At 58.5% G+C, this 18,603-nt stretch carries 18 protein-coding genes and 5 tRNA genes; 16 read left to right on the top strand and 7 right to left on the bottom strand.

Annotated features, from left to right (window positions below; genetic code table 11):
* Window positions 1–94: 94 nt before the first annotated feature.
* The 6 genes from ONZ54_RS02520 to ONZ54_RS02495 all read left to right on the top strand — a co-directional run bounded on the left by ONZ54_RS02520 (window position 95) and on the right by ONZ54_RS02495 (window position 1,118).
* A tRNA-Leu gene (locus ONZ54_RS02520) sits at window positions 95–180 on the top strand.
* Between the two features lie 53 nt (window positions 181–233).
* A tRNA-Leu gene (locus ONZ54_RS02515) sits at window positions 234–319 on the top strand.
* Between the two features lie 44 nt (window positions 320–363).
* Window positions 364–449, top strand: a tRNA-Leu gene (locus ONZ54_RS02510).
* 44 nt (window positions 450–493) lie between these two features.
* Window positions 494–579, top strand: a tRNA-Leu gene (locus tag ONZ54_RS02505).
* A 71-nt stretch (window positions 580–650) separates the two neighbouring features.
* Window positions 651–736, top strand: a tRNA-Leu gene (locus ONZ54_RS02500).
* Between the two features lie 109 nt (window positions 737–845).
* Entirely contained in the window at window positions 846–1,118 is a 273-nt protein-coding gene (locus tag ONZ54_RS02495) for a late competence development ComFB family protein (protein WP_170946462.1), read from the top strand.
* Here the strand turns inward: ONZ54_RS02495 and ONZ54_RS02490 are convergent.
* On the bottom strand, window positions 1,113–1,322 hold the full coding sequence (locus ONZ54_RS02490; protein WP_212540790.1) for a hypothetical protein: 210 nt from the start codon (window positions 1,320–1,322) through the stop codon (window positions 1,113–1,115). The two genes, ONZ54_RS02495 and ONZ54_RS02490, sit on opposite strands and share 6 nt — an antisense overlap.
* A gap of 301 nt (window positions 1,323–1,623) precedes the next feature.
* Between ONZ54_RS02490 and nhaC the strand changes: the two genes are divergently transcribed.
* Entirely contained in the window at window positions 1,624–3,033 is a 1,410-nt protein-coding gene (nhaC, locus tag ONZ54_RS02485) for a Na+/H+ antiporter NhaC (RefSeq protein ID WP_058394547.1), read from the top strand.
* A gap of 91 nt (window positions 3,034–3,124) precedes the next feature.
* Here nhaC and ONZ54_RS02480 read toward each other — a convergent pair whose 3' ends face one another.
* The 5 genes from ONZ54_RS02480 to treR all read right to left on the bottom strand — a co-directional run bounded on the left by ONZ54_RS02480 (window position 3,125) and on the right by treR (window position 8,749).
* On the bottom strand, window positions 3,125–3,457 hold the full coding sequence (locus ONZ54_RS02480) for a hypothetical protein (RefSeq protein WP_271787391.1): 333 nt from the start codon (window positions 3,455–3,457) through the stop codon (window positions 3,125–3,127).
* A gap of 375 nt (window positions 3,458–3,832) precedes the next feature.
* Window positions 3,833–4,444, bottom strand: coding sequence for a sugar O-acetyltransferase (locus ONZ54_RS02475; protein ID WP_271787390.1), 612 nt, complete (start codon window positions 4,442–4,444; stop codon window positions 3,833–3,835).
* Window positions 4,445–4,447: 3 nt separating this feature from the next.
* On the bottom strand, window positions 4,448–6,109 hold the full coding sequence (treC, locus tag ONZ54_RS02470; RefSeq protein WP_271787389.1) for an alpha,alpha-phosphotrehalase: 1,662 nt from the start codon (window positions 6,107–6,109) through the stop codon (window positions 4,448–4,450).
* A 70-nt stretch (window positions 6,110–6,179) separates the two neighbouring features.
* A complete protein-coding gene (gene treB / locus ONZ54_RS02465; protein WP_256685919.1) occupies window positions 6,180–7,610 on the bottom strand; it encodes a PTS trehalose transporter subunit IIBC in 1,431 nt (476 codons plus the stop codon).
* A gap of 191 nt (window positions 7,611–7,801) precedes the next feature.
* Window positions 7,802–8,749, bottom strand: coding sequence for a trehalose operon repressor TreR (gene treR / locus ONZ54_RS02460; RefSeq protein ID WP_271787388.1), 948 nt, complete (start codon window positions 8,747–8,749; stop codon window positions 7,802–7,804).
* A gap of 140 nt (window positions 8,750–8,889) precedes the next feature.
* Here treR and ONZ54_RS02455 point away from each other — a divergent pair, with 140 nt between their 5' ends.
* Window positions 8,890–9,840, top strand: a complete 951-nt coding sequence (locus ONZ54_RS02455; protein WP_271787386.1) for an AEC family transporter — start codon at window positions 8,890–8,892, stop codon at window positions 9,838–9,840.
* 9 nt (window positions 9,841–9,849) lie between these two features.
* On the opposite strand, the gene ONZ54_RS02450 is transcribed toward ONZ54_RS02455, so the two are convergent.
* Entirely contained in the window at window positions 9,850–11,142 is a 1,293-nt protein-coding gene (locus ONZ54_RS02450) for a PTS sugar transporter subunit IIC (RefSeq protein ID WP_021138992.1), read from the bottom strand.
* A 264-nt stretch (window positions 11,143–11,406) separates the two neighbouring features.
* Between ONZ54_RS02450 and ONZ54_RS02445 the strand changes: the two genes are divergently transcribed.
* From ONZ54_RS02445 to ONZ54_RS02410, 8 genes are all read left to right on the top strand, one after another.
* Window positions 11,407–11,712 (top strand): PTS sugar transporter subunit IIB, encoded by a 306-nt coding sequence (locus tag ONZ54_RS02445; RefSeq protein WP_042467706.1) that lies wholly within the window; start codon window positions 11,407–11,409, stop codon window positions 11,710–11,712.
* Between the two features lie 40 nt (window positions 11,713–11,752).
* Entirely contained in the window at window positions 11,753–13,081 is a 1,329-nt protein-coding gene (locus tag ONZ54_RS02440) for a PTS sugar transporter subunit IIC (protein ID WP_042467704.1), read from the top strand.
* A gap of 53 nt (window positions 13,082–13,134) precedes the next feature.
* Window positions 13,135–14,520, top strand: a complete 1,386-nt coding sequence (locus tag ONZ54_RS02435; RefSeq protein ID WP_271787384.1) for a glycoside hydrolase family 1 protein — start codon at window positions 13,135–13,137, stop codon at window positions 14,518–14,520.
* Between the two features lie 72 nt (window positions 14,521–14,592).
* Complete coding sequence (chbA, locus tag ONZ54_RS02430; protein ID WP_271787383.1) at window positions 14,593–14,904, top strand: PTS N,N'-diacetylchitobiose transporter subunit IIA; 312 nt, start codon at window positions 14,593–14,595, stop codon at window positions 14,902–14,904.
* Window positions 14,905–14,915: 11 nt separating this feature from the next.
* Window positions 14,916–15,845 (top strand): ROK family protein, encoded by a 930-nt coding sequence (locus ONZ54_RS02425; protein ID WP_271787382.1) that lies wholly within the window; start codon window positions 14,916–14,918, stop codon window positions 15,843–15,845.
* Window positions 15,846–16,086: 241 nt separating this feature from the next.
* Complete coding sequence (locus tag ONZ54_RS02420) at window positions 16,087–17,226, top strand: carbohydrate porin (RefSeq protein ID WP_271787381.1); 1,140 nt, start codon at window positions 16,087–16,089, stop codon at window positions 17,224–17,226.
* Between the two features lie 132 nt (window positions 17,227–17,358).
* Window positions 17,359–18,321, top strand: a complete 963-nt coding sequence (locus ONZ54_RS02415) for a LacI family DNA-binding transcriptional regulator (RefSeq protein ID WP_021138999.1) — start codon at window positions 17,359–17,361, stop codon at window positions 18,319–18,321.
* A gap of 62 nt (window positions 18,322–18,383) precedes the next feature.
* Window positions 18,384–18,578: a heavy-metal-associated domain-containing protein gene (locus ONZ54_RS02410; protein WP_271787380.1), complete on the top strand. Its 195-nt coding sequence runs from the start codon at window positions 18,384–18,386 to the stop codon at window positions 18,576–18,578.
* The last annotated feature ends 25 nt before the right edge of the window (window positions 18,579–18,603 follow it).

Here is an 18,603-nt window from a genome sequence, read left to right as displayed (position 1 = left end):
CCCTTGATGCTGCTTTGAACGTCAACAGCGAAAAAAGTCCCCTTTGGCTGTTGACGCTCATCCAAAACTCTATAGAATCCCCCACCGCAGTGATGCGAAGGTGGCGGAATTGGTAGACGCGCTAGCTTCAGGTGTTAGTGTCCCACGGATGTGAGGGTTCGAGTCCCTCTCTTCGCACCAATACTGCCATGCTGATCCAGAAGCATGTAAATCCAACTGGAAAACCCGAATGTGCGAAGGTGGCGGAATTGGTAGACGCGCTAGCTTCAGGTGTTAGTGCCCCCCGGGTGTGAGGGTTCGAGTCCCTCTCTTCGCACCATGCTTCTCCAGACAGCATGTAAATCAAAACTGGTAACACAATGTGCGAAGGTGGCGGAATTGGTAGACGCGCTAGCTTCAGGTGTTAGTGTCCCACGGATGTGAGGGTTCGAGTCCCTCTCTTCGCACCATGCTTCTCCAGACAGCATGTAAATCAAAACTGGTAACACAATGTGCGAAGGTGGCGGAATTGGTAGACGCGCTAGCTTCAGGTGTTAGTGCCCCCCGGGTGTGAGGGTTCGAGTCCCTCTCTTCGCACCATGATTCTGACATGTAAAAACAGAGCAATGCGTTCCAACCGCATTTAAAAACCAGCTGGAGAAAATCAGTGTGCGAAGGTGGCGGAATTGGTAGACGCGCTAGCTTCAGGTGTTAGTGTCCCACGGATGTGAGGGTTCGAGTCCCTCTCTTCGCACCATTCCTTATATAAAAGGCCCATCACGAAAGTGATGGGCCTTTTGTTTTTACTCTTTGTTATGACTATGCTTTTGACAACTTACCGCCCATCGTCATGCCAAGGAGCACATATGATACTGGATACCGATATTCACAACTTCTATGAACATCTGGTGCTCAAGGAGATCGAAAAGCAGGGGCTGAATCAGAAACTGAACAGCGAGCAAATGGCCGATCTCTGCTGCCTGACCCTGAACCAGCTGCCTTCCCACTATATTCGCCACGATGTCGACATGATCTACTTCCTGACCGACGCCAAGCGTACCGAGATGGAAAACAACGTCATCGCATCGCTCAAACAGGCGCAAGAGAAGGTCAAGAACGCCCCCCCAGCCCAGTCATAACCAGGGTTGCTGCCAGAGCAAAGCCGCTATGCCTGTCATCCCGGCCACCGGCAGTAGTATCAGGACAGGTCTCAGCCTGGGTTCCAGCATGACCCAGGCAGCCAGCACAAAACCCAGACTCCACATGCCGTACTCCTTTTCCTGACCCCAGCCCAGCACGGCCAGCAATCCAACCAGCAGCACGACTCTCACGATCCAGATCATGGTGATATATCCTCTTGCATTACTTGATAACGATTATCATTTGTATTTTATGAGTATGCAATCGGACTTTGCTATCGGTGTCGAATGTCACATTCGGGCCAATAGAGCGCTCAAATACAGGTTATGAGATCAACTAATTTGTAATTTTTTCAATCAAAATTGCATTTTTGCTAAATCAGTTGGGATTTGCCCCCCCAGGTTTGTGGTAGATTGCGGCCTCTTTTGGGTTGGCCCCTCGGGATACAGGTATCCACAGGACGAGAGGGACCGACCTTGGCGAGCAAGAGTTTAGGGAGCATCTATGCAAAACCAGCAAAACCAAATTCGATTACCGGGCATGTTGCAGGTATTTGGCTGTCTGGCCATTTTCCTGGCCCTGGCATTCTCGTTCACCAGCGTGCTGGATCTGCCAATTCAGTTGGCACTGTTCATCGCCTGGTTCGTCATCATGGGGCTAGGCATCAAGCTGGGTCATGATTACAAATCCCTGGAGCAAGCCGCCGTCGACGGTGTTTCCAAAGGGATGGGGGCAATCCTGATCCTGGTCTCCGTCGGCGCCCTGGTCGGCACCTGGATCGCGGGTGGTATAGTCCCCAGCATCATCTACTTCGGCCTCAAGGTAATACACCCGTCCATCTTCCTGCTGGCGACGCTGATCATCTGCTCCCTCACTTCGCTGGCCACCGGTACCTCCTGGGGCTCTGCCGCCACCGCCGGCATCGCCATGATGGGGATAGGCCACAGTCTGGGCGTCCCTGCGCCACTGGTGGCGGGTGCCGTGCTCTCCGGCGTCTACTTCGGTGACAAGCTCTCCCCCCTCTCCGACTCAGTGGTACTGGCCTCCACCATGTCCAATGTCGACGTGGTGGAACACATCAAGGGGATGCTGCCCATCAGCCTGCTCTCCTACATCATTACGGCCGCACTGTTTACCGTGGTCGGCATGCAGTATTCGGGCAACGTCAGCCTGGAGCAGGTCAATCTGGTGATGGAGGCGCTCGACAACCAGTTCAACATCACCCCGCTGGCCATAGTGCCGGTGGTACTGGTACTGGGTCTGCTCGCCAACCGCAAACCCGCCTTCCCGGTGATCAGTTTCGGCGCCCTGCTGGGGCTGGTCTGGGCCATAGCGTTCCAGGACATGGATCCGGTCAAGGCGATGCATTCCGCCTACAGCCCCTTCCCCATTACCTCAGGTATCGGCTTTATCGACAACATACTGGGGCGCGGCGGCATGGAATCCATGCTGGGTTCGGTCGCCGTCATCATCTTCGGTCTGGGCTTTGGTGGCCTGCTGGAGAAGGTAGGTATTCTGGAAGTGATCGCCAATGCCTTCGAGAAGCGCATCAACAGTGTCGGTAGCCTGACTAGCCACACCATAGGTACAGCCTTCCTGGCCAACGTATTTGGTTCGGCCATGTATGTATCCCTGATCCTGACCCCCAAGATCATGGCCAAGAACTACGACCGGCTGGGACTGGCACGCAAGAACCTCTCCCGCAACGCCGAGTTCGGCGGCACCCTCACCTGCGGCATGGTGCCCTGGAGCGACAACGGCATCTTCATGGCTGGGGTACTGGGGGTGGCGACCCTCGACTACCTGCCCTACATGTGGCTCAGCTTCACCTGCATCATAGTGACCATCACCCTCGCCTATCTGGGCAAGGCGGTGAACCGGGTTCCCGTCATCGAAGCGGCCAGCTCCCGCTGATCCACACAGCAAACAACAAAGGCGCCTCAAGGCGCCTTTGTTGTGTCTGGACAGTTTTCAGGGGTAGAAACCGCGGCTGATGTGGCTCGGCTTAGCGCTGCTTGCCGCTGCCGATACCGAAGGGGATGCGGTAGTCACTGCTCTGCTCACCCAGGCTGACGGTCAGGTTGCCCTGAGTGCGGCTCGGAATACGTACCTGCTGGGTGCCCATCAGATTGGCGTGAACGGAAGCCACCACATCCCCTGACTCGTTGCGCACTTCCAGCATGGGGTTGGTTTTGCCATCCACAGCGGCGGTTGCATGCCAGTTCACAAACAGCACGCCCGGTGCAGCGTTGAAGTCAGCGGGAACGGAAGCCTGAGCAAAACCGGCAGTCATCAGGCCTGCAATGGCCAGCATCTTGATTACGTTTTTCATGTTCATTCACTCTCTTGGTTTTTGTGTCATTGCCAAGGCCGGTTAGGCCTGAATCAATGCATCCTTGCAAGAGGTTATTCAAATAGTATGTAGTTCTTTCACCGACGTCTGACACTCTGGTTTCTGGTGTCATCGCCCATGAAGAGCTGTTATTTGGCCACCTGGCGTTCCTGCCTAAGCGTTGAGTGAATATTAAACATATCACCCCACACTTGTTAGCGAGATAAACTGGCCTAGATGTTCAAAAAAACTGACCGTGATGTAAATCACAGGTTCAGATACAGCTCACGGCGCAACTGGCACTGAACTTCGGAGGGGATAAGAACCGGGATGAGGGGGAAACTTCATGCATAAAGGGCAGGATCCCCTGCCCCTTGATATTTAGATGCTCGCCAGCTCCTCTGCCGTCATGGGCCGCAAGACCCTGCAAGGATTGCCGACGGCAACCACATTGGCCGGAATGTCTCTGGTGACCACAGAGCCTGCGCCGATCACGCTGTTGTCCCCTATGGTGACACCAGGGCAGATAACTGTGCTGCCGCCGATCCAGACGTTGTTGCCTATGCGCACTGGTTTGCCAAACTCGACCCCCGCCACCCGAGGGACAAGGGCAACGGGGTGAGCGGCGGTGTAGATCTGCACCCCGGGGGCCAACAGCACGTTGTCGCCGATATGCACCTCGCACACGTCGAGGATGGTGCAGTTGACGTTGGCGTAGAAGTTCTCCCCCACATGGATATTGGCGCCATAGTCGCAGAAGAAAGGCGGGTTGATAGCACACACATTGCCCCGGCTGCCGAGCAGTTCCCGCAGCAGCGCATCCCGCGCCGGTTTCTCCTGCCAACTGGTGTTGAAGGTGTGATAAAGGAAACGACAGCGCTCACGCGCCGCCTTGAGCTCGGGATCGCCCGCATCATAGGGCTGACCCGCCACCATCTTTTGCCACTCGGTGCCGTACACCGGGGCCATTGCTTTTGCCATCACCTCGCTCACCACCTACTCCACCAGCCAGATCAGGGATTCATAGGGACGCAGCATACAAGATTGCGGCATTGCCGGACTATCGGGGTAGTTGCCAAGCAGCAGACTGCCTTCCCTCTCTTGCAGATCTTGCGGCAAGTCGAAGGCCACAGGCTCACCGTAGAAATTGCTTACCACCAGCAGAGTCTGACCCTTGGCACTGCGGGTATAGGCCCAGATGTGCTGATGGTCTAGCAACTGCTCCTGATAATCCCCCTGCGTAAAGATGGGATGCGCCTTGCGAAGCGCGATCAGATCCCGGTAGTGCCAGAACACTGAACCCTGGTCGGCCAGTGCCGCTTCAGCGTTGATCTCGGTGTAATTGGCAGCGGGCCTGAGCCAGGGCGCGCCCTGGGTGAAGCCGGCGTTGGGCGCTGTGCTCCATTGCATCGGAGTGCGTGAGTTGTCGCGAGACTTGGCGCCGAGAATGGCGAGGATCTCGGCTTCGTTCATTCCCTCTCTCTGCTTGATGGCAAAGATGTTGCGGCTCTCCACATCCTGATAGTCATCAATGCTCTGATAACCTGGGTTGGTCATGCCGATCTCCTCCCCCTGATAGATGTAGGGAGTGCCCTGCAGCCCGTGCAGCGTACTGGCCAGCATCTTGGCGGCGACCACGCGATGCTCGCCCTCGTCCCCGAAGCGGGAGACGATGCGCGGCTGATCGTGGTTGCACCAGAACAGGGCCGACCAGCCCTTGCCATGCATGCCGCTCTGCCAGTGGTTGAAGATACGCTTCAGTTCGAGGAAATCGAACGGCGCCTTGGTCCACTTGTCGCCATTGGGATAATCGACTTTCAAATGGTGGAAGTTGAACACCATGGAAAGCTCGGAGCCATCAAGGGCACCGTAGCGCTGGCAGTGCGCCAGCGAAGTGGAGGACATCTCCCCCACCGTCATGGCGCCGACCGGGGCGAATACGTCGCGGCTCACATCCTGCAGGAATTCGTGGATGCGCGGCCCGTCGGTATAGAAGCGACGACCATCGCCCACGTCGTCGTTCGGGAAAGTCTGATCCTTGGAAATCAGGTTGATGACATCAAGGCGGAAGCCATCAACCCCCTTGCCGGCCCAGAAGTGAATGATGTTTTTGACCTCGGCGCGCACCGCCGGGTTTTCCCAGTTGAGATCCGCCTGCTCGCGGGCAAACAGGTGCAGATAGTACTGGCCGGTGGCGGCATCCAGCTCCCAGGCGCTGCCACCAAACTTGGATTGCCAGTTGTTCGGCACACCGCCATCCACAGGATCTTTCCAGATGTAGTAGTCGCGGTAGGGGCTGTTTTTATCCCCCAGCGCCGATTTGAACCAGGCGTGCTCGGTGGAGGTGTGGTTGACGACTATGTCCATCACGATACGAATGTCACGGGCATGGGCTGCCGCCAGCAGCGCCTCGAAATCGGCCATGGTGCCGTAGGCGGGATCAATCTGGTAGTAATCGGCAATGTCATAGCCGTTATCCACCTGGGGGGAAACATAGACCGGTGTCAGCCAGAGGGCATCGACCCCCAGGGTCTTGAGATAATCGAGGCGGGCCATGATCCCCTTGAGATCGCCGGTGCCACGGGCACCCGAATCCTGAAAGCTCTTGGGGTAGATCTGGTAAATCACGGCACTCTGCCACCAGGGAGTTTGGCTCATGGGTCTTTCTCTTGTCTCGAATAAAAAATGGAGAGGGCGGCCCCTTGCGAGGCCGCCCTGATGAGTGCACTCAAGCGATGGCTTGAGCCAGTTTTCCCGAGGCCTGTTGACGCTTGTAGACCAGCAGGGTCAGCACCAGGGGCACCACTATCGCCACCAGCATGGCGATGGCGTAGATGGCCCAGTATTGCGGCTGGATGGAGAGGATACCCGGCAGGCCCCCTACCCCTATGCCGTTGGCCATCACACCGGCGAAGCCGCAGATGAGGGCCGCGCAGCTCGAGCCCACCATGGCGCACAGCATGGGGAACTTGTACTTGAGGTTGATGCCGTACATGGCCGGTTCTGTCACCCCCAGGTAAGCCGAGATAGCGGCAGGCACGGAGATCTCCCGCTCGTTCTCCTTGCGGCTGATGAGGATGATCCCTACCACGGCAGAGGCCTGGGCGATATTGGACAGGGCGATCAGCGGCCAGATTGGCGTGCCACCCATGCTCTGCATCAGCTGCAAGTCCACCGCGTTGGTGGTGTGGTGGATGCCGGTGATGACCAGGGGCGCATAGAGGAAGCCGAACAGGGCGGCACCAATTGGTGCAAACGAACCCGTCATGGCGGCCTTGGCGGCAAAGCCGACACCGTCACCAATCCAGCGACCGAAGGGGCCGATAAAGGCGTGCGCCACTATCACCGCCAGCAGCAGGGAGATAAAGGGCACTATCACCAGATAGAGATACGCCGGAATGATGCGCTTGAGGTTGGTTTCAACCCAGGCAAGGAATACCCCCGCCAGCAGGGCCGGAATGACCTGGGCCTGATAACCCACCTTTTGAATGACAAAGAGGCCGAAGTCCCACACTTCCGGGGTCTGCTGGCCGATGCCATAGGCATTCATCAGCTGCGGCGAGACCAGGGTGATACCCAGCACGATACCGAGGATCTCGGAGCCGCCCATCTTCTTGACCGCAGACCAGCAGACACCCACCGGCAGGAAATGGAAGATGGCCTCACCCAGCAGCCAGAGGAAGGCGTGCACCTGGGCCCAAAACTGGCTGATCTCGACCAGGGTGTGGGTCCCGTCGTCGAACATCTTGATGTCGCCGATGACGTTGCGAAAACCCAGGATCAAACCGCCTGTGATGATGGCGGGCAACAAGGGCACGAAGATCTCCGCCAGGTGGGAGATGCCGCGCTCCAGCGGATTCATGTTCTGACGGGCAGCCAGCTTGGCGGCATCCTTGCTGCCACCGCTGACACCAATCTCCTGGGTGAGCGCCTTGTACCAGTCATCCACCTCGTTGCCGATCACCACCTGGAACTGGCCAGCATTGGTGAAGCAACCCTTTACCGCCGGTATGGTCTCGATGGCCTTGCTGTCGGCTTTCGCCGGATCGTTCAGGACGAAGCGCAATCGGGTCAAGCAGTGGCTGACGGTGGCGATGTTCTCCTTGCCGCCGATCTTGTCGATCAGGGTGGCAAGCTGCTGTGCGTTGATCTTGGACATGAGTCTTCCCTCTGTGACTCCATTGATATTGGTCTGCCTCGCCCTTTTGGGCCAGTCTGTCGGCCGGAGCGTTTTTGGTATCGTTCCCATTAAGCATGCAGGCAATTTGGTTAGACCGAAATGGGAACGTTCCCATTTCGTGGTCAACATCACAGAAAGCGCGTTTTTTGTTCAGGGCTAAGTGATGGTGCTCACAGTGTGTGGCAGGGTGCTATGGTCGCCAGCGGGCAGCGGCCCTGCTCAATCTGGCCGAGCAGCTGACGGGCCGCCTGCTCCCCTGCCCTTTTGTAGCCAAGATCCAGGCTAAGGGCATTGGGAAAGAGAAAACTGAGCATGGGGTTGTTGCCAAGGCCGGTCACCAGCACTTCGCTACGCCCTTGTTCTTGCAAGTATTTTGCTGCACCTATGGCGAGGGTGTCACTGGCGCAGACCAGCGCCTGGGTGGTGGGGGTAAGCAAGTCGGCAGCCAACCGGTAGCCGCTTTGCAGGCTGAGATCACCGAGGGCACTGCGCGGGCTCAATCCCTGTTCGGCGCAGTAGCCGAGATAGGCATCGAGCCGGCGCTGACCCGTGGTGAGATCCGAGGTATCGACCCCCAGATAGGCGATATCGCCTACACCACGGGTCGCCAGCTCGGCCAGCATGGTGCGCACCGCCCCCCCATCGTCGAAACAGACAGAGGAGAAACCGGGATATTCGCGCGCCACCAGCACCAGTTTGTCCTTGAGCGGTGCCATAGCGTCGTAGTCCAGATCGTTGAAGGCAAAGAGGATGATGCCATCCACCCCGCGCCGCTCCAGCACAGCAAGATGCTCCTGCACCTTGGCGGGGGAAAACTTGCTCTCCATCAGCACGGCGTCATAGCCGCGCTGGTAGAGGGTTTCCAGCATGCCACGCACCGCCTGATTCTCCGAGCTGGAATCGAGGCGCGAGACGATGATCCCCACTACCTGCTGGCTCTGGCTGCGCATGGCCCGGGCCGACTTGCTCGGCACAAAGCCGTGCTCGGCGATGACCTGCTCCACCCGCTCGCGGGTCGCCTGCTTTACCTTGGGATCCTGGTTGAGCACCCGGGAGACGGTCGACTTGCCGACACCCGAGAGGCGGGCGATATCGAGGATGGTCAGTTTCTTGTCCATGAATTGGCTCACAGGGGGATCGGCGGTGGAATTGCCCACATTGTTGTGATTAAGCCCTGTGAATACAAGCCCATGGCGTTAGAATGCCTTTTTTGCCCCGGCGATCGCCGCGCCGCTCGCCATTGCACAGGACGCGCATTATGGATCTGTTGGCAAGTCTGCACTTCTCCCTCTCCATCACGGGCCCCATCTGCGTGGTGCTGCTGCTCGGCATCTGGCTAAAGCAGCTGGGTCTGCTGCCCGACAGCTTCGTCGAATCCGCCTCCCGCCTGGTGTTTCAGGTCACCCTGCCCGCCCTGCTGTTTCTCAGCATGGTGCGCACCGATTTTTCCACCATGCCGAGCCCCTGGCTCATCGTCTACGGCTTGCTCGGCACCCTCACCAGCTTTCTGATCCTTGAGGCACTGGCGGCACGCTTCATCCCGGAGCGGCGTCAGCGCGGCATCTTCGTGCAGGGCAGCTTTCGCGGCAACATGGGGATCATGGGGCTGGCCTATGTGCAAAACGCTTACGGGCCGGAGGGGATCGGCGCCGCCGCCCTGTTGGTGGGCTCGGTAACCGTGCTCTACAACATCCTGGCCGTCATCACCCTCACCCGCAGTCTGGGGGGCGGCAAAGGGATCAAACCCATTCTGAACGGGATCGCCAAAAACCCTCTCATCATTGCCATCCTCTCGGCCCTGCCATTTGGCCTGCTCGGCATTGAGTTGCCCCAGCTGGTCATCACGACGGGCAACTACTTCGCCAACATGACACTGCCACTGGCCCTGCTCTGCACCGGCGCCAGTCTCAATCTCAAAGCCCTGCGCGGCGGCGCCATGCTGACCGGCTGGGCCACTGCCAACCGGCTGTTCTGCATTCCCCTGTTGCTGGTGACGGGGGCCTGGGCGCTGGGCTTCAGCCAGCAGGCCCTCGGCATACTGTTTTTGATAAGTTCCACCCCCACTGCCGCCGCCAGCTATGTGATGACCCGCGCCATGGGGGGCGACAGCGCACTGGCCGCCAACATCATAGCCACCACCACGCTGGGCTCGCTCATCACCACCAGTCTGGGCGCCGCTCTGATGAACTATCTGGGCTTGATGGGGTAATCCATTTGGTCAGGCTCTTTCATGTTCTTGCTCCAGCACCATCTTCTCGTGGGCCAGAAAGAAGGGGCGATAGAGTACATAGCTGTTGAGGATGCAGACCAGACTCATAAGGCCATTGCTCCAGCTGCCATTGGCCGCCCATGCGGCCCCCAGCGGAGAGGGCATCGACCAGGGCAACAAGGCGATGAAGCGGTCTAGAAAACCCCACTGGGTCAACTGCCAGGCCAGCACCGCATTGATCAGCGGCACGCTGATGAACGGCAAAAAGAACAGCGGGTTCATGATGATGGGAAAGCCAAACAGCAGTGGCTCATTGATATTGAACAGGGACGGGATGAACCCCAGTTTTCCCACCGACTGAATCGAGTGAGAGCGACTGCGCATGGCCATAAACACCAGTGGCAAGGTAGTCCCAATCCCCCCGATCAGCAGGTAATAGTCCCAGAACCCTTGCAGGAAAATATGAGGCAAGGGCTCCCCCGCCATCAAGGCCGCCTGATTGGCACTCACGCCGGCCATCCAGAAAGGTGACAGCAAACCGGTCACTATCAGGGCCCCATGGATCCCCATGAACCAGAGCAGATGGGCAATCAGCAAGGTGATCAGTAGGGCTGGCAAGGTGTCGGCCCCGACTATCAATGGCCGGAACAGGGAAGCCATGAAATCCGGCAGACTGATCCCGAACTGCTGCTGCAACCAGAGTCGCATCAGGCTGAGGGAGAGCATGGTGAACAGCAGAGGCACTATCAGCTGGAACCCCCGCCTCGTCATCACTGGTACCTCGTCCGGCATATGGATATACCAGCCACGCCGATAGAAGAAGCGAGTCACCTCCACCGAATAGAACGCCATCAGCAAGGCCGTGAAAATCCCTGCCCCACCCAGATAGCCAAACACCCCGGGTTGCAGCGAACGAAAGTCGATCAACATCAAAAACGCCATGCACCCCCCCAGACCGCACAGTCGCTCCGGCATTTCGTATGCCTTTGCCAGACTAGAGGCCGCCCCAAACGCAATGATCAGTGCCACCAGCCCAAGAGTGTGGGAATAGACGGGAAACAGGAAAGGGTGCAGCTCATGGGCCAGCCAGTGCAGCCACTGGCCGAATGCGTGGGGGGTATCGGGGGCGATGGGGGGAAACAGTATGGGCACCAGCAGGCTGCCGACGATGACGAAAGGCATGGCCAACTGAAAACCATCGCGTAATGAGAGCACATGGCGACTGCGGGTCAGCCAATTGGCAAACGGTACCATGCGCTGCTCGATCATGCCGACCAGCATTGCCATCCATTGCAGATTCATCACTCTATTTTCCGTCCCTTCGCTGTGTGTTAGCCCCTGTCACCTTGAGGCTTGGACGCCATTTTGACGGCTTTGTGGTTTTGTTTCCGTAGTATCCGCAACCATTTTGCCGTTTCTTTACCTAGCTCACATTTTCCACTGCTTTCAACCCCAAATTACCGATCCTACTCACACATATACGGACACGACACGGAAACCGGTTTCCAAATTAAATCCATCGATCCAGAATGCGCCATCCGTTACGAACGACTGGAGAATCTGGAAATGAAAAAAATCATGTTGTGCTGCTCCTCGGGCATGTCTACCAGCCTGCTGGTCAAGAAGATGAAAGAGGAAGCGGACAAGCGGGGGGTGAGCGCCGAGATACAAGCCTTCGGTGCGGCAGAGTTCGATCTGCAGATGCCTCACTACCAGGTTGTGCTGCTGGGGCCACAGGTCAAATACATGCAGGCCGAACTGCAGCAGCGAGCGGCGGCTCACGGCGTGCCGGTCGAGACCATCAACATGATGGATTACGGCATGCAGCGGGGTGACAAGGTCCTCGACCACGCCCTCTCTCTCATCCGCTGATGCGCCGGCCCCAACCAGTGAATGTCACAAGGAAACCTTCATGAACACCCTATACGAACGCTTTGTCAGTACCATAGAGAACCGGGTCAGTCCGCTGGCCGGGCGAATTGGCCAGCAAAAATATGTGCAGGCCATCCGTGATGGCTTCATCGCAGCTCTGCCCTTCATGATCGTCGGCAGCTTCATGCTGGTGTTCATCTTCCCCCCCTTCTCACCCCAGACCCAGTGGGGATTTGCCCGCGCCTGGCTCGACTTCTCGTCCACCTACCAAGCCCAGTTGCTGCTCCCATTCCAGCTGAGCATGGGCCTGATGACCCTGTTCATCTCGGTGGGAATAGGTGCCAGTCTGGCCCGTCAGAACGGGCTCGACCCTGTCACCACAGGCCTGCTCTGCCTGATGTCCTTCATGCTGGTAGCCGCCCCCGTCAAGGATGGCGCCATCTCCATGCAGTACTTCTCCGGTCAGGGAATCTTCACGGCCCTGATCACCGCCATCTATGCGGCTGAGGTGTACGCCTTCCTCAAACGCAACAACATCACCATCAAGCTGCCCCCCCAGGTACCAACCGGTGTTGCCCGCTCGTTCGAGGTGCTGATCCCCGTACTGGTGATCATCCTGACCCTGCATCCCCTCAACCTGCTGCTGGAAAACAGCACCGGCATGATATTGCCGGAAGCCATCATGTCGCTGGTCAAGCCGCTGGTCGCTGCCTCCGACTCCCTGCCTGCCATGTTGCTGGCTGTGCTGGTGTGCCAGGTACTCTGGTTCGCCGGGATCCACGGCGCACTCATCGTCACCGGCATCATGAACCCGTTCTGGATGGCCAATCTGGCCAATAACCAGACCGCCATGGCGGCAGGTGAAGCCTTGCCCCACATCTTCCTGCAGGGCTTCTGGGATCACTACCTGCTGATCGGCGGCGTCGGCTCCACTCTGCCACTGGCCTTCCTGCTGCTGCGCAGCAAGGCAGCGCACCTGAGATCCATCGGCAAGATGGGTGTGGTGCCGGGCCTGTTCAACATCAACGAACCCATACTGTTCGGTGCGCCCATCGTCATGAACCCCGTGTTCTTCCTCCCCTTCATCCTGGTGCCCATGATCAACGCCACCCTGGCCTGGTTTGCCCTGGATTTCGGTCTGGTGGAACGGGTGGTCTCCCTTACCCCCTGGACTACACCGGGCCCCATCGGTGCCTCCTGGGCCGCCAACTGGGCCATCAGCCCCATGGTGTTGAGCCTGCTTTGCATGTGCTCTGCCGCGGCCATGTATTACCCCTTCCTGAAAGCCTATGAGCGCACCCTGCTCAAGCAGGAAGAGCAAGAAAAGAACGAGGAAGCGCCGACGCTGGCAGTCGCCACCAGCCGTTGATTGCCTGCCGGGGCCGCCAGGCGGCCTCTTTTTCAAGATTGGAGTAACACGAGATGCAATACCGTTTTCCTGAAACGTTCTGGTGGGGCAGCGCCTCCTCAGCCGCACAAGCCGAAGGCGCCAGCATGCAGGGTGGCAAGGCCCCGACCATCTGGGATCACTGGTTCGAACAGGCCCCCAACCGCTTTCACCAGCAGATTGGCCCAGCTCAGGCCTCCGGTTTCTATGAACATTTTCGCGATGATGTTCGCTTGCTGCGCCAGCTCGGTCACAACAGCTTTCGCACCTCCATCGCCTGGGCACGGCTGATCCCGGCAGGGCGGGGAGAGCCCCATCCGGAAGCAGTGGCTTTCTATGACGCCATGCTCGACGAACTCAAGGCAGAGGGGATCGAGCCCTTCATCTGCTTGTTCCACTTCGACATGCCGATGAGCATGCAGTCACTGGGGGGCTGGGAGAGTCGGGAGGTGGTCGCCGCCTACGCCGAATTTGCCGAGACCTGCTTCAGATTGTTCGGTCACAAGGTCAAGCACTGGTTCACTTTCAACGAACCCATAGTGCCGGTGGAGGGAGGTTACCTCTACGACTTCCACTACCCGAACGTGGTGGATTTTCGCCGCGCCGCCACAGTGGCCTATCACACCATGCTGGCCCATGCCATGGCAGTGCAGCGTTACCGTGCCCTCGGCCAGGATGGCCAGATCGGCATCATCCTCAACCTGACGCCCTCCTATCCGCGCTCGCAGCATCCGGCGGATCTGAAGGCAGCCAACATTGCCGATCTGATGTTCAACCGCAGCTTCCTGGATCCGGCGGTCAAAGGAGAGTACCCGGCCGAACTGGTGTCACTGCTCAAGGAGTATGACCAGCTGCCCGCCTGCGAAGCGGGAGATCAGGCACTGCTGGCAGCAGGCAAGATCGACCTGCTGGGGATCAACTATTACCAGCCACGCCGGGTCAAGGCCCGCAGCAATGCGGTCAACCCTGCCAGCCCCTTCATGCCGGAGTGGTTCTTCGACTACTACGAGATGCCGGGTCGCAAGATGAACCCGCACCGGGGCTGGGAGATCTACGAACAAGGGATCTACGACATCCTCGTCAACTTGCGCGACCACTACGGCAACATCCCGAGCTACGTCTCGGAGAACGGCATGGGGGTCGAAGGCGAGGCCAAGTTCAAGGGGCCGGATGGCCAGATCCAGGATGACTACCGCATCGGCTTTATACGGGATCACCTCATCTGGTTGCACAAGGCGCTGGAAGAAGGCTGTCAGTGCCGGGGTTATCACCTCTGGACCTTCATCGACAACTGGTCGTGGAGCAACGCCTACAAGAACCGCTACGGCTTTATCGAACTGGAGCTGGAGAGCCAGACCCGACGCATCAAGAAGAGCGGTCAGTGGTTTGCGACCGCAGCCCGCGAGCACGGCTTCAACTGATGGTCTCGTCACGAGACCGCTAAAGACACTGCGCCGGCACAAGGGGCCGGCACTCATGACCAAGGAGCGTATATGTTCGATCTGGAAGAGACAGTGATGGGTCTTATCATCAATGCCGGCATGAGCCGCAGCCTCTGCTTTGAAGCGCTGCGCCAAGCCAAGGCAGGCCAGTTTGCCGAAGCCGACGATCTGCTGCGCCAGGCCGGTGAGGCCGCCAACGCCGCTCACGCGGTGCAGACCAAGCTGATTGAAGCGGATGAAGGGGAAGGCAAGATCCCGGTCAAGCTGATCCTGGTGCATGCCCAAGATCACCTGATGACCGCCATGCTTGCCAAGGAGCTGGTCACCGAGCTCATTGAGCTGCATCGCAAGCTGGCCGCCTGAGGAAGATAACCATGTTGCGACTCGGACTCGACATCGGCGGCACCAAAATCGAGGCTCAATTGCTCGATAGCCAGGGTGTCAGCTTGCTGTGCAAACGCATTGCGACCCCGACCACGGGGTACGGCGATTTTCTTGCAGCCATCACCGGCCTGGTGAACGAGATACGCCAGGAGCTGGACGGCACATTCACCATCGGCATAGGACTGCCCGGGGCGATCAGCCCGCAAACCGGCCGCATCAAGAATGCCAACTGCCTGTTTCTCAACGGGCAGGATCTCAAGGGGGATCTGACGCGGGTGCTGGGCCAACCGGTCTGGCTGGCCAATGATGCCGACTGCTTCACCCTGTCAGAAGCCGTCGACGGCGCAGGCGACGCAGGACGACTGGTGTTTGGCATCATACTGGGGACCGGGTGTGGCGGCGGTCTGGTGGTCAATCGCCAGCTTATCGTCGGGCCCAACGCCATCACAGGCGAATGGGGACACAACCCCTTGCCCGGCTATGACCCGGCACAGGATGGCCCAAGCCAGCCCTGCTACTGCGGCCGCCATAACTGCATCGAGCGCTTCATCTCGGGCACTGGGTTTGCGGGCCGCTTTGTCGAACGCCATGGCCGCAGCCTCTCGCCTCGGGGGATCATCACGGCAGCCGCAGAAGGAGACCACCAGGCGCTGGCCCATTATGGCCACTTCATCCAGGCTCTGGCCCGCAGCGTGGCAAGCCTTATCAACGTACTGGACCCGGATGTCATAGTACTGGGAGGCGGTCTCTCCAACATCGACCTCCTCTACCGAGACCTGCCCCGGGCGCTGGATCCCTATCTGTTTTCGGATGGGTGCATCACCCCCATAGTGCCCGCCTGCCATGGTGACAGCAGTGGCGTGCGAGGCGCAGCCTGGCTGCCACGCTGTGCCGAAGGGATTGCCACATGGGCAATATGATTCCCCCAGCACAAGGCGGGTATCGTCCACAGTGCGCCATCGCCGTTGCACCTGACTGTCGATGTAGACCCTGAGTCGAGCGCGGCCACCCACTCTGGCCCTCTACTGAACAATCCATGCTCCCCAATCCCACATTGCCTAGCCGATGGGGGACAGGCATGACCAAATTTGCCCTCTCTTTGGAGAGACAAATAAATAAACGCTTATATATCAAAATCATAAAACTCAAGGAATGATAATAATGAAACTGACAAACCTGTCCGTCCAGCTCCTTGCCATCCTGGCCCTGAGCGCTCCTTTCATGGTCAGTGCCGTGGTCGAAACCAATACGGATTTCGGCCGGCTCAGCCTGGGGGGAGATGCGGAGATCAACCTCAATGCCTCCAACACCACCCGTGGCAATGTGCTGGGGCAGACCAGCGAAACCCGCACCGATCGCTGGGATGAGGATGGTCGCCTGCTGCTGAACTTCGTCGGCGTACGAGAGCTGGAAGATGGCCGCTATGGCCAGATCCAGATCCAACCCACCATAGGCACCAATGGCGGTGCCGGTGCCGATGATGCATATCTTGGGTTCGGCCAGCGCAGCAACTGGGGGATGAAGGTGGGTCGTTTCGAGGCCTATGACATGTTCCCGCTGGGACAGGACATCTTTGTCGAACACTCGGGGGATAGCGCCAACGACCTCTACTCCGATGGCAATGGTTATGTTTACATGCTCAAAGAAGGCCGTGGCCGGGCTGGCAAGGGCGGCCAGCTGCTGCTCAACAAGGAGGCAGGCAACTGGTATCTGGAACTCTCCACCCTGCTGGGTGATCGCACCAATCTGTTCGCAGGCCAGCAGTACCACGGCTATGCGCTGACCAAGGCCAAGGACTCCGTCATAGTACGCCCTGTCATCGCCTGGAAAGGTGAAAACCTGAAAGTAGCGCTGGGTGCCGAGGGCAACGCAATCAACGATGCCATCGTCACCACGGATGATGTCTCCGTTTCCGACCGCATAGGCTATGGCCTCACCACCAGCTGGACCCAGGATGCCCTGACGGTCAACGTCAATGCCGCCCGCATGGATGCCGAAGCTGAAACCGATACCACCCTGGGCGCCAACCTGCTCTGGCACAACGCCGGTCTGGGTTACATCTACGCCATCAACGACATCAGCAGCGCCAACCTGGGCAATGCCAGCGCCGATTTCGGCAAGATGGTCGGCAAGCACACTATCAACACCGTCTATGCCTCCTACAAGATCCCCAAGGTGCTGGATCTGAACAACTTTGACATCTACCTGGGTGCCTATTGGTCACAGCTGAATGTCGACAGCAACGAAGAGGACAACATAGATCGTTACGGCGGCCGGGTCCGTTTCAAATACTTCTTCTGATGGACGGGGTCAGAGATGGCAGAGGGTGGCGATGGCCACCCTTTTCCATTCTGCCCAACAGGCAAACCTTACCGGGCGGTATCGGCCTATGTTAGGATGAACTTCTGTTAACCGGTTACCGTTGATGAAGCCATGGCCAATATTACCGATGTGTCGCGCCTCGCGAATGTATCAAAAGCCACCGTTTCCCGCGTATTGAGCGGCTCCCGCGGCGTGCGTGAAGAGAGTCGGCTGGCTGTGCTGCAAGCCGCAGAACAACTGAACTTCCGCCCCAATGCCACGGCCCGCTCCCTGGCGACTCAGGCGACGGATTGCATCGGCATCATTCTCTCCCCCCAGCTCGGCAACCGTCTGGCCAGCATGCTACCGCTGCTGGAAGGGGCGTTGGCCAAGGCGGGCAAGAGCATGCTGGTGCGCTTTGCCGACGAGGCGCAGCAACAACAGCTGGCAGTAGACGAACTGCTGGGCGGCCGTTGTGATGGCGTGCTGGTGATCGGTGCCAAGCAGTCAATGAACCAGGACGAGCGCCTCCTTCAGCTGGATGGGGTGAGTGATTCGAGCAATCTCAATCTCTGCTACGACCTGACCTTCGCCACCGAGAGCGCCTGCCGCTTTTTGCTTGGCAAAGGCCATCGCCAGATGGTGCTGATGCTGGATGACAAACTATCCCCAGCCGGCAAGAGTGCCATCCAGGGTTATCAGCAGGCACTTCAGCAGCAATCCCTGCCCTACAACAGTCAGCTGGTGATCGATGGTACCGACAACCAGCAGGCGTTGCTCGGCTTGCTCAACCGCTATCTGCCCTTTACCGCACTGGTGGTGCAGCAAGATGCCCAGGCCGCCGATGCCATGCGTCTTCTGCGCGAATTCAACCTCAATATTCCTCAGGATGTCTCCGTCATCAGCCTGGAAGGATCGGCCCTGGCAGATCAGCTGACGCCCCCGCTGACCTGCATCGAATATCCGAGCGAACGCTTGGCACAGGAGAGTGTGCGCGTGCTGCAAGCCCAATTGACGCAGAGCCTGCGCCCCGCCGACGAGCAACAGAAGTTCCATGGTCGTCTGATGGTGCGTGAATCCGTGGTGGCTCGCTAGGGCTTGACCTTGCTGCGGGCGGCAGCTTTAGGCTGGCTGCACATCAACAGAGGAGTGATCCCATGACCATCGAACTCACCATTTCCGGCATGTCCTGTGGTGGCTGCGCCGCCAGCCTGCAAAAAGCCCTGCTGGCCCAGAGCGCTGTTAGCCAGGCCCGGGTGGATTTCGCCAGCAGCAAGGCCGTCATCGAAAGCGATCTGAGCAAGGCGGAGCTGATCGCCCTGATTGAAGCCAAAGGCTTCCTGGCGAGTTAAATTATCTCTATAGAGGTATAAATCA

Source organism: Aeromonas salmonicida (assembly GCF_028355655.1).
Lineage (GTDB): Bacteria > Pseudomonadota > Gammaproteobacteria > Enterobacterales > Aeromonadaceae > Aeromonas > Aeromonas salmonicida.
The sequence above is the reverse complement of the archived record's forward strand: the minus strand, read 5'-3'. Positions and strand labels throughout refer to the sequence as shown.

Coding starts and splice junctions, on each gene's coding strand:
- ONZ54_RS02410 (WP_271787380.1), top strand. CDS start 18,384: ATGACCATCGAACTCACCATTTCCGGCATGTCCTGTGGTGGCTGCGCC.
- nhaC (WP_058394547.1), top strand. CDS start 1,624: ATGCAAAACCAGCAAAACCAAATTCGATTACCGGGCATGTTGCAGGTA.
- ONZ54_RS02435 (WP_271787384.1), top strand. CDS start 13,135: ATGCAATACCGTTTTCCTGAAACGTTCTGGTGGGGCAGCGCCTCCTCA.
- treR (WP_271787388.1), bottom strand. CDS start 8,749: ATGGACAAGAAACTGACCATCCTCGATATCGCCCGCCTCTCGGGTGTC.
- ONZ54_RS02420 (WP_271787381.1), top strand. CDS start 16,087: ATGAAACTGACAAACCTGTCCGTCCAGCTCCTTGCCATCCTGGCCCTG.
- ONZ54_RS02445 (WP_042467706.1), top strand. CDS start 11,407: ATGAAAAAAATCATGTTGTGCTGCTCCTCGGGCATGTCTACCAGCCTG.
- ONZ54_RS02415 (WP_021138999.1), top strand. CDS start 17,359: ATGGCCAATATTACCGATGTGTCGCGCCTCGCGAATGTATCAAAAGCC.
- ONZ54_RS02480 (WP_271787391.1), bottom strand. CDS start 3,457: ATGAACATGAAAAACGTAATCAAGATGCTGGCCATTGCAGGCCTGATG.
- ONZ54_RS02455 (WP_271787386.1), top strand. CDS start 8,890: ATGGATCTGTTGGCAAGTCTGCACTTCTCCCTCTCCATCACGGGCCCC.
- ONZ54_RS02450 (WP_021138992.1), bottom strand. CDS start 11,142: ATGAATCTGCAATGGATGGCAATGCTGGTCGGCATGATCGAGCAGCGC.
- ONZ54_RS02490 (WP_212540790.1), bottom strand. CDS start 1,322: ATGATCTGGATCGTGAGAGTCGTGCTGCTGGTTGGATTGCTGGCCGTG.
- ONZ54_RS02425 (WP_271787382.1), top strand. CDS start 14,916: ATGTTGCGACTCGGACTCGACATCGGCGGCACCAAAATCGAGGCTCAA.
- chbA (WP_271787383.1), top strand. CDS start 14,593: ATGTTCGATCTGGAAGAGACAGTGATGGGTCTTATCATCAATGCCGGC.
- treC (WP_271787389.1), bottom strand. CDS start 6,109: ATGAGCCAAACTCCCTGGTGGCAGAGTGCCGTGATTTACCAGATCTAC.
- treB (WP_256685919.1), bottom strand. CDS start 7,610: ATGTCCAAGATCAACGCACAGCAGCTTGCCACCCTGATCGACAAGATC.
- ONZ54_RS02495 (WP_170946462.1), top strand. CDS start 846: ATGATACTGGATACCGATATTCACAACTTCTATGAACATCTGGTGCTC.
- ONZ54_RS02440 (WP_042467704.1), top strand. CDS start 11,753: ATGAACACCCTATACGAACGCTTTGTCAGTACCATAGAGAACCGGGTC.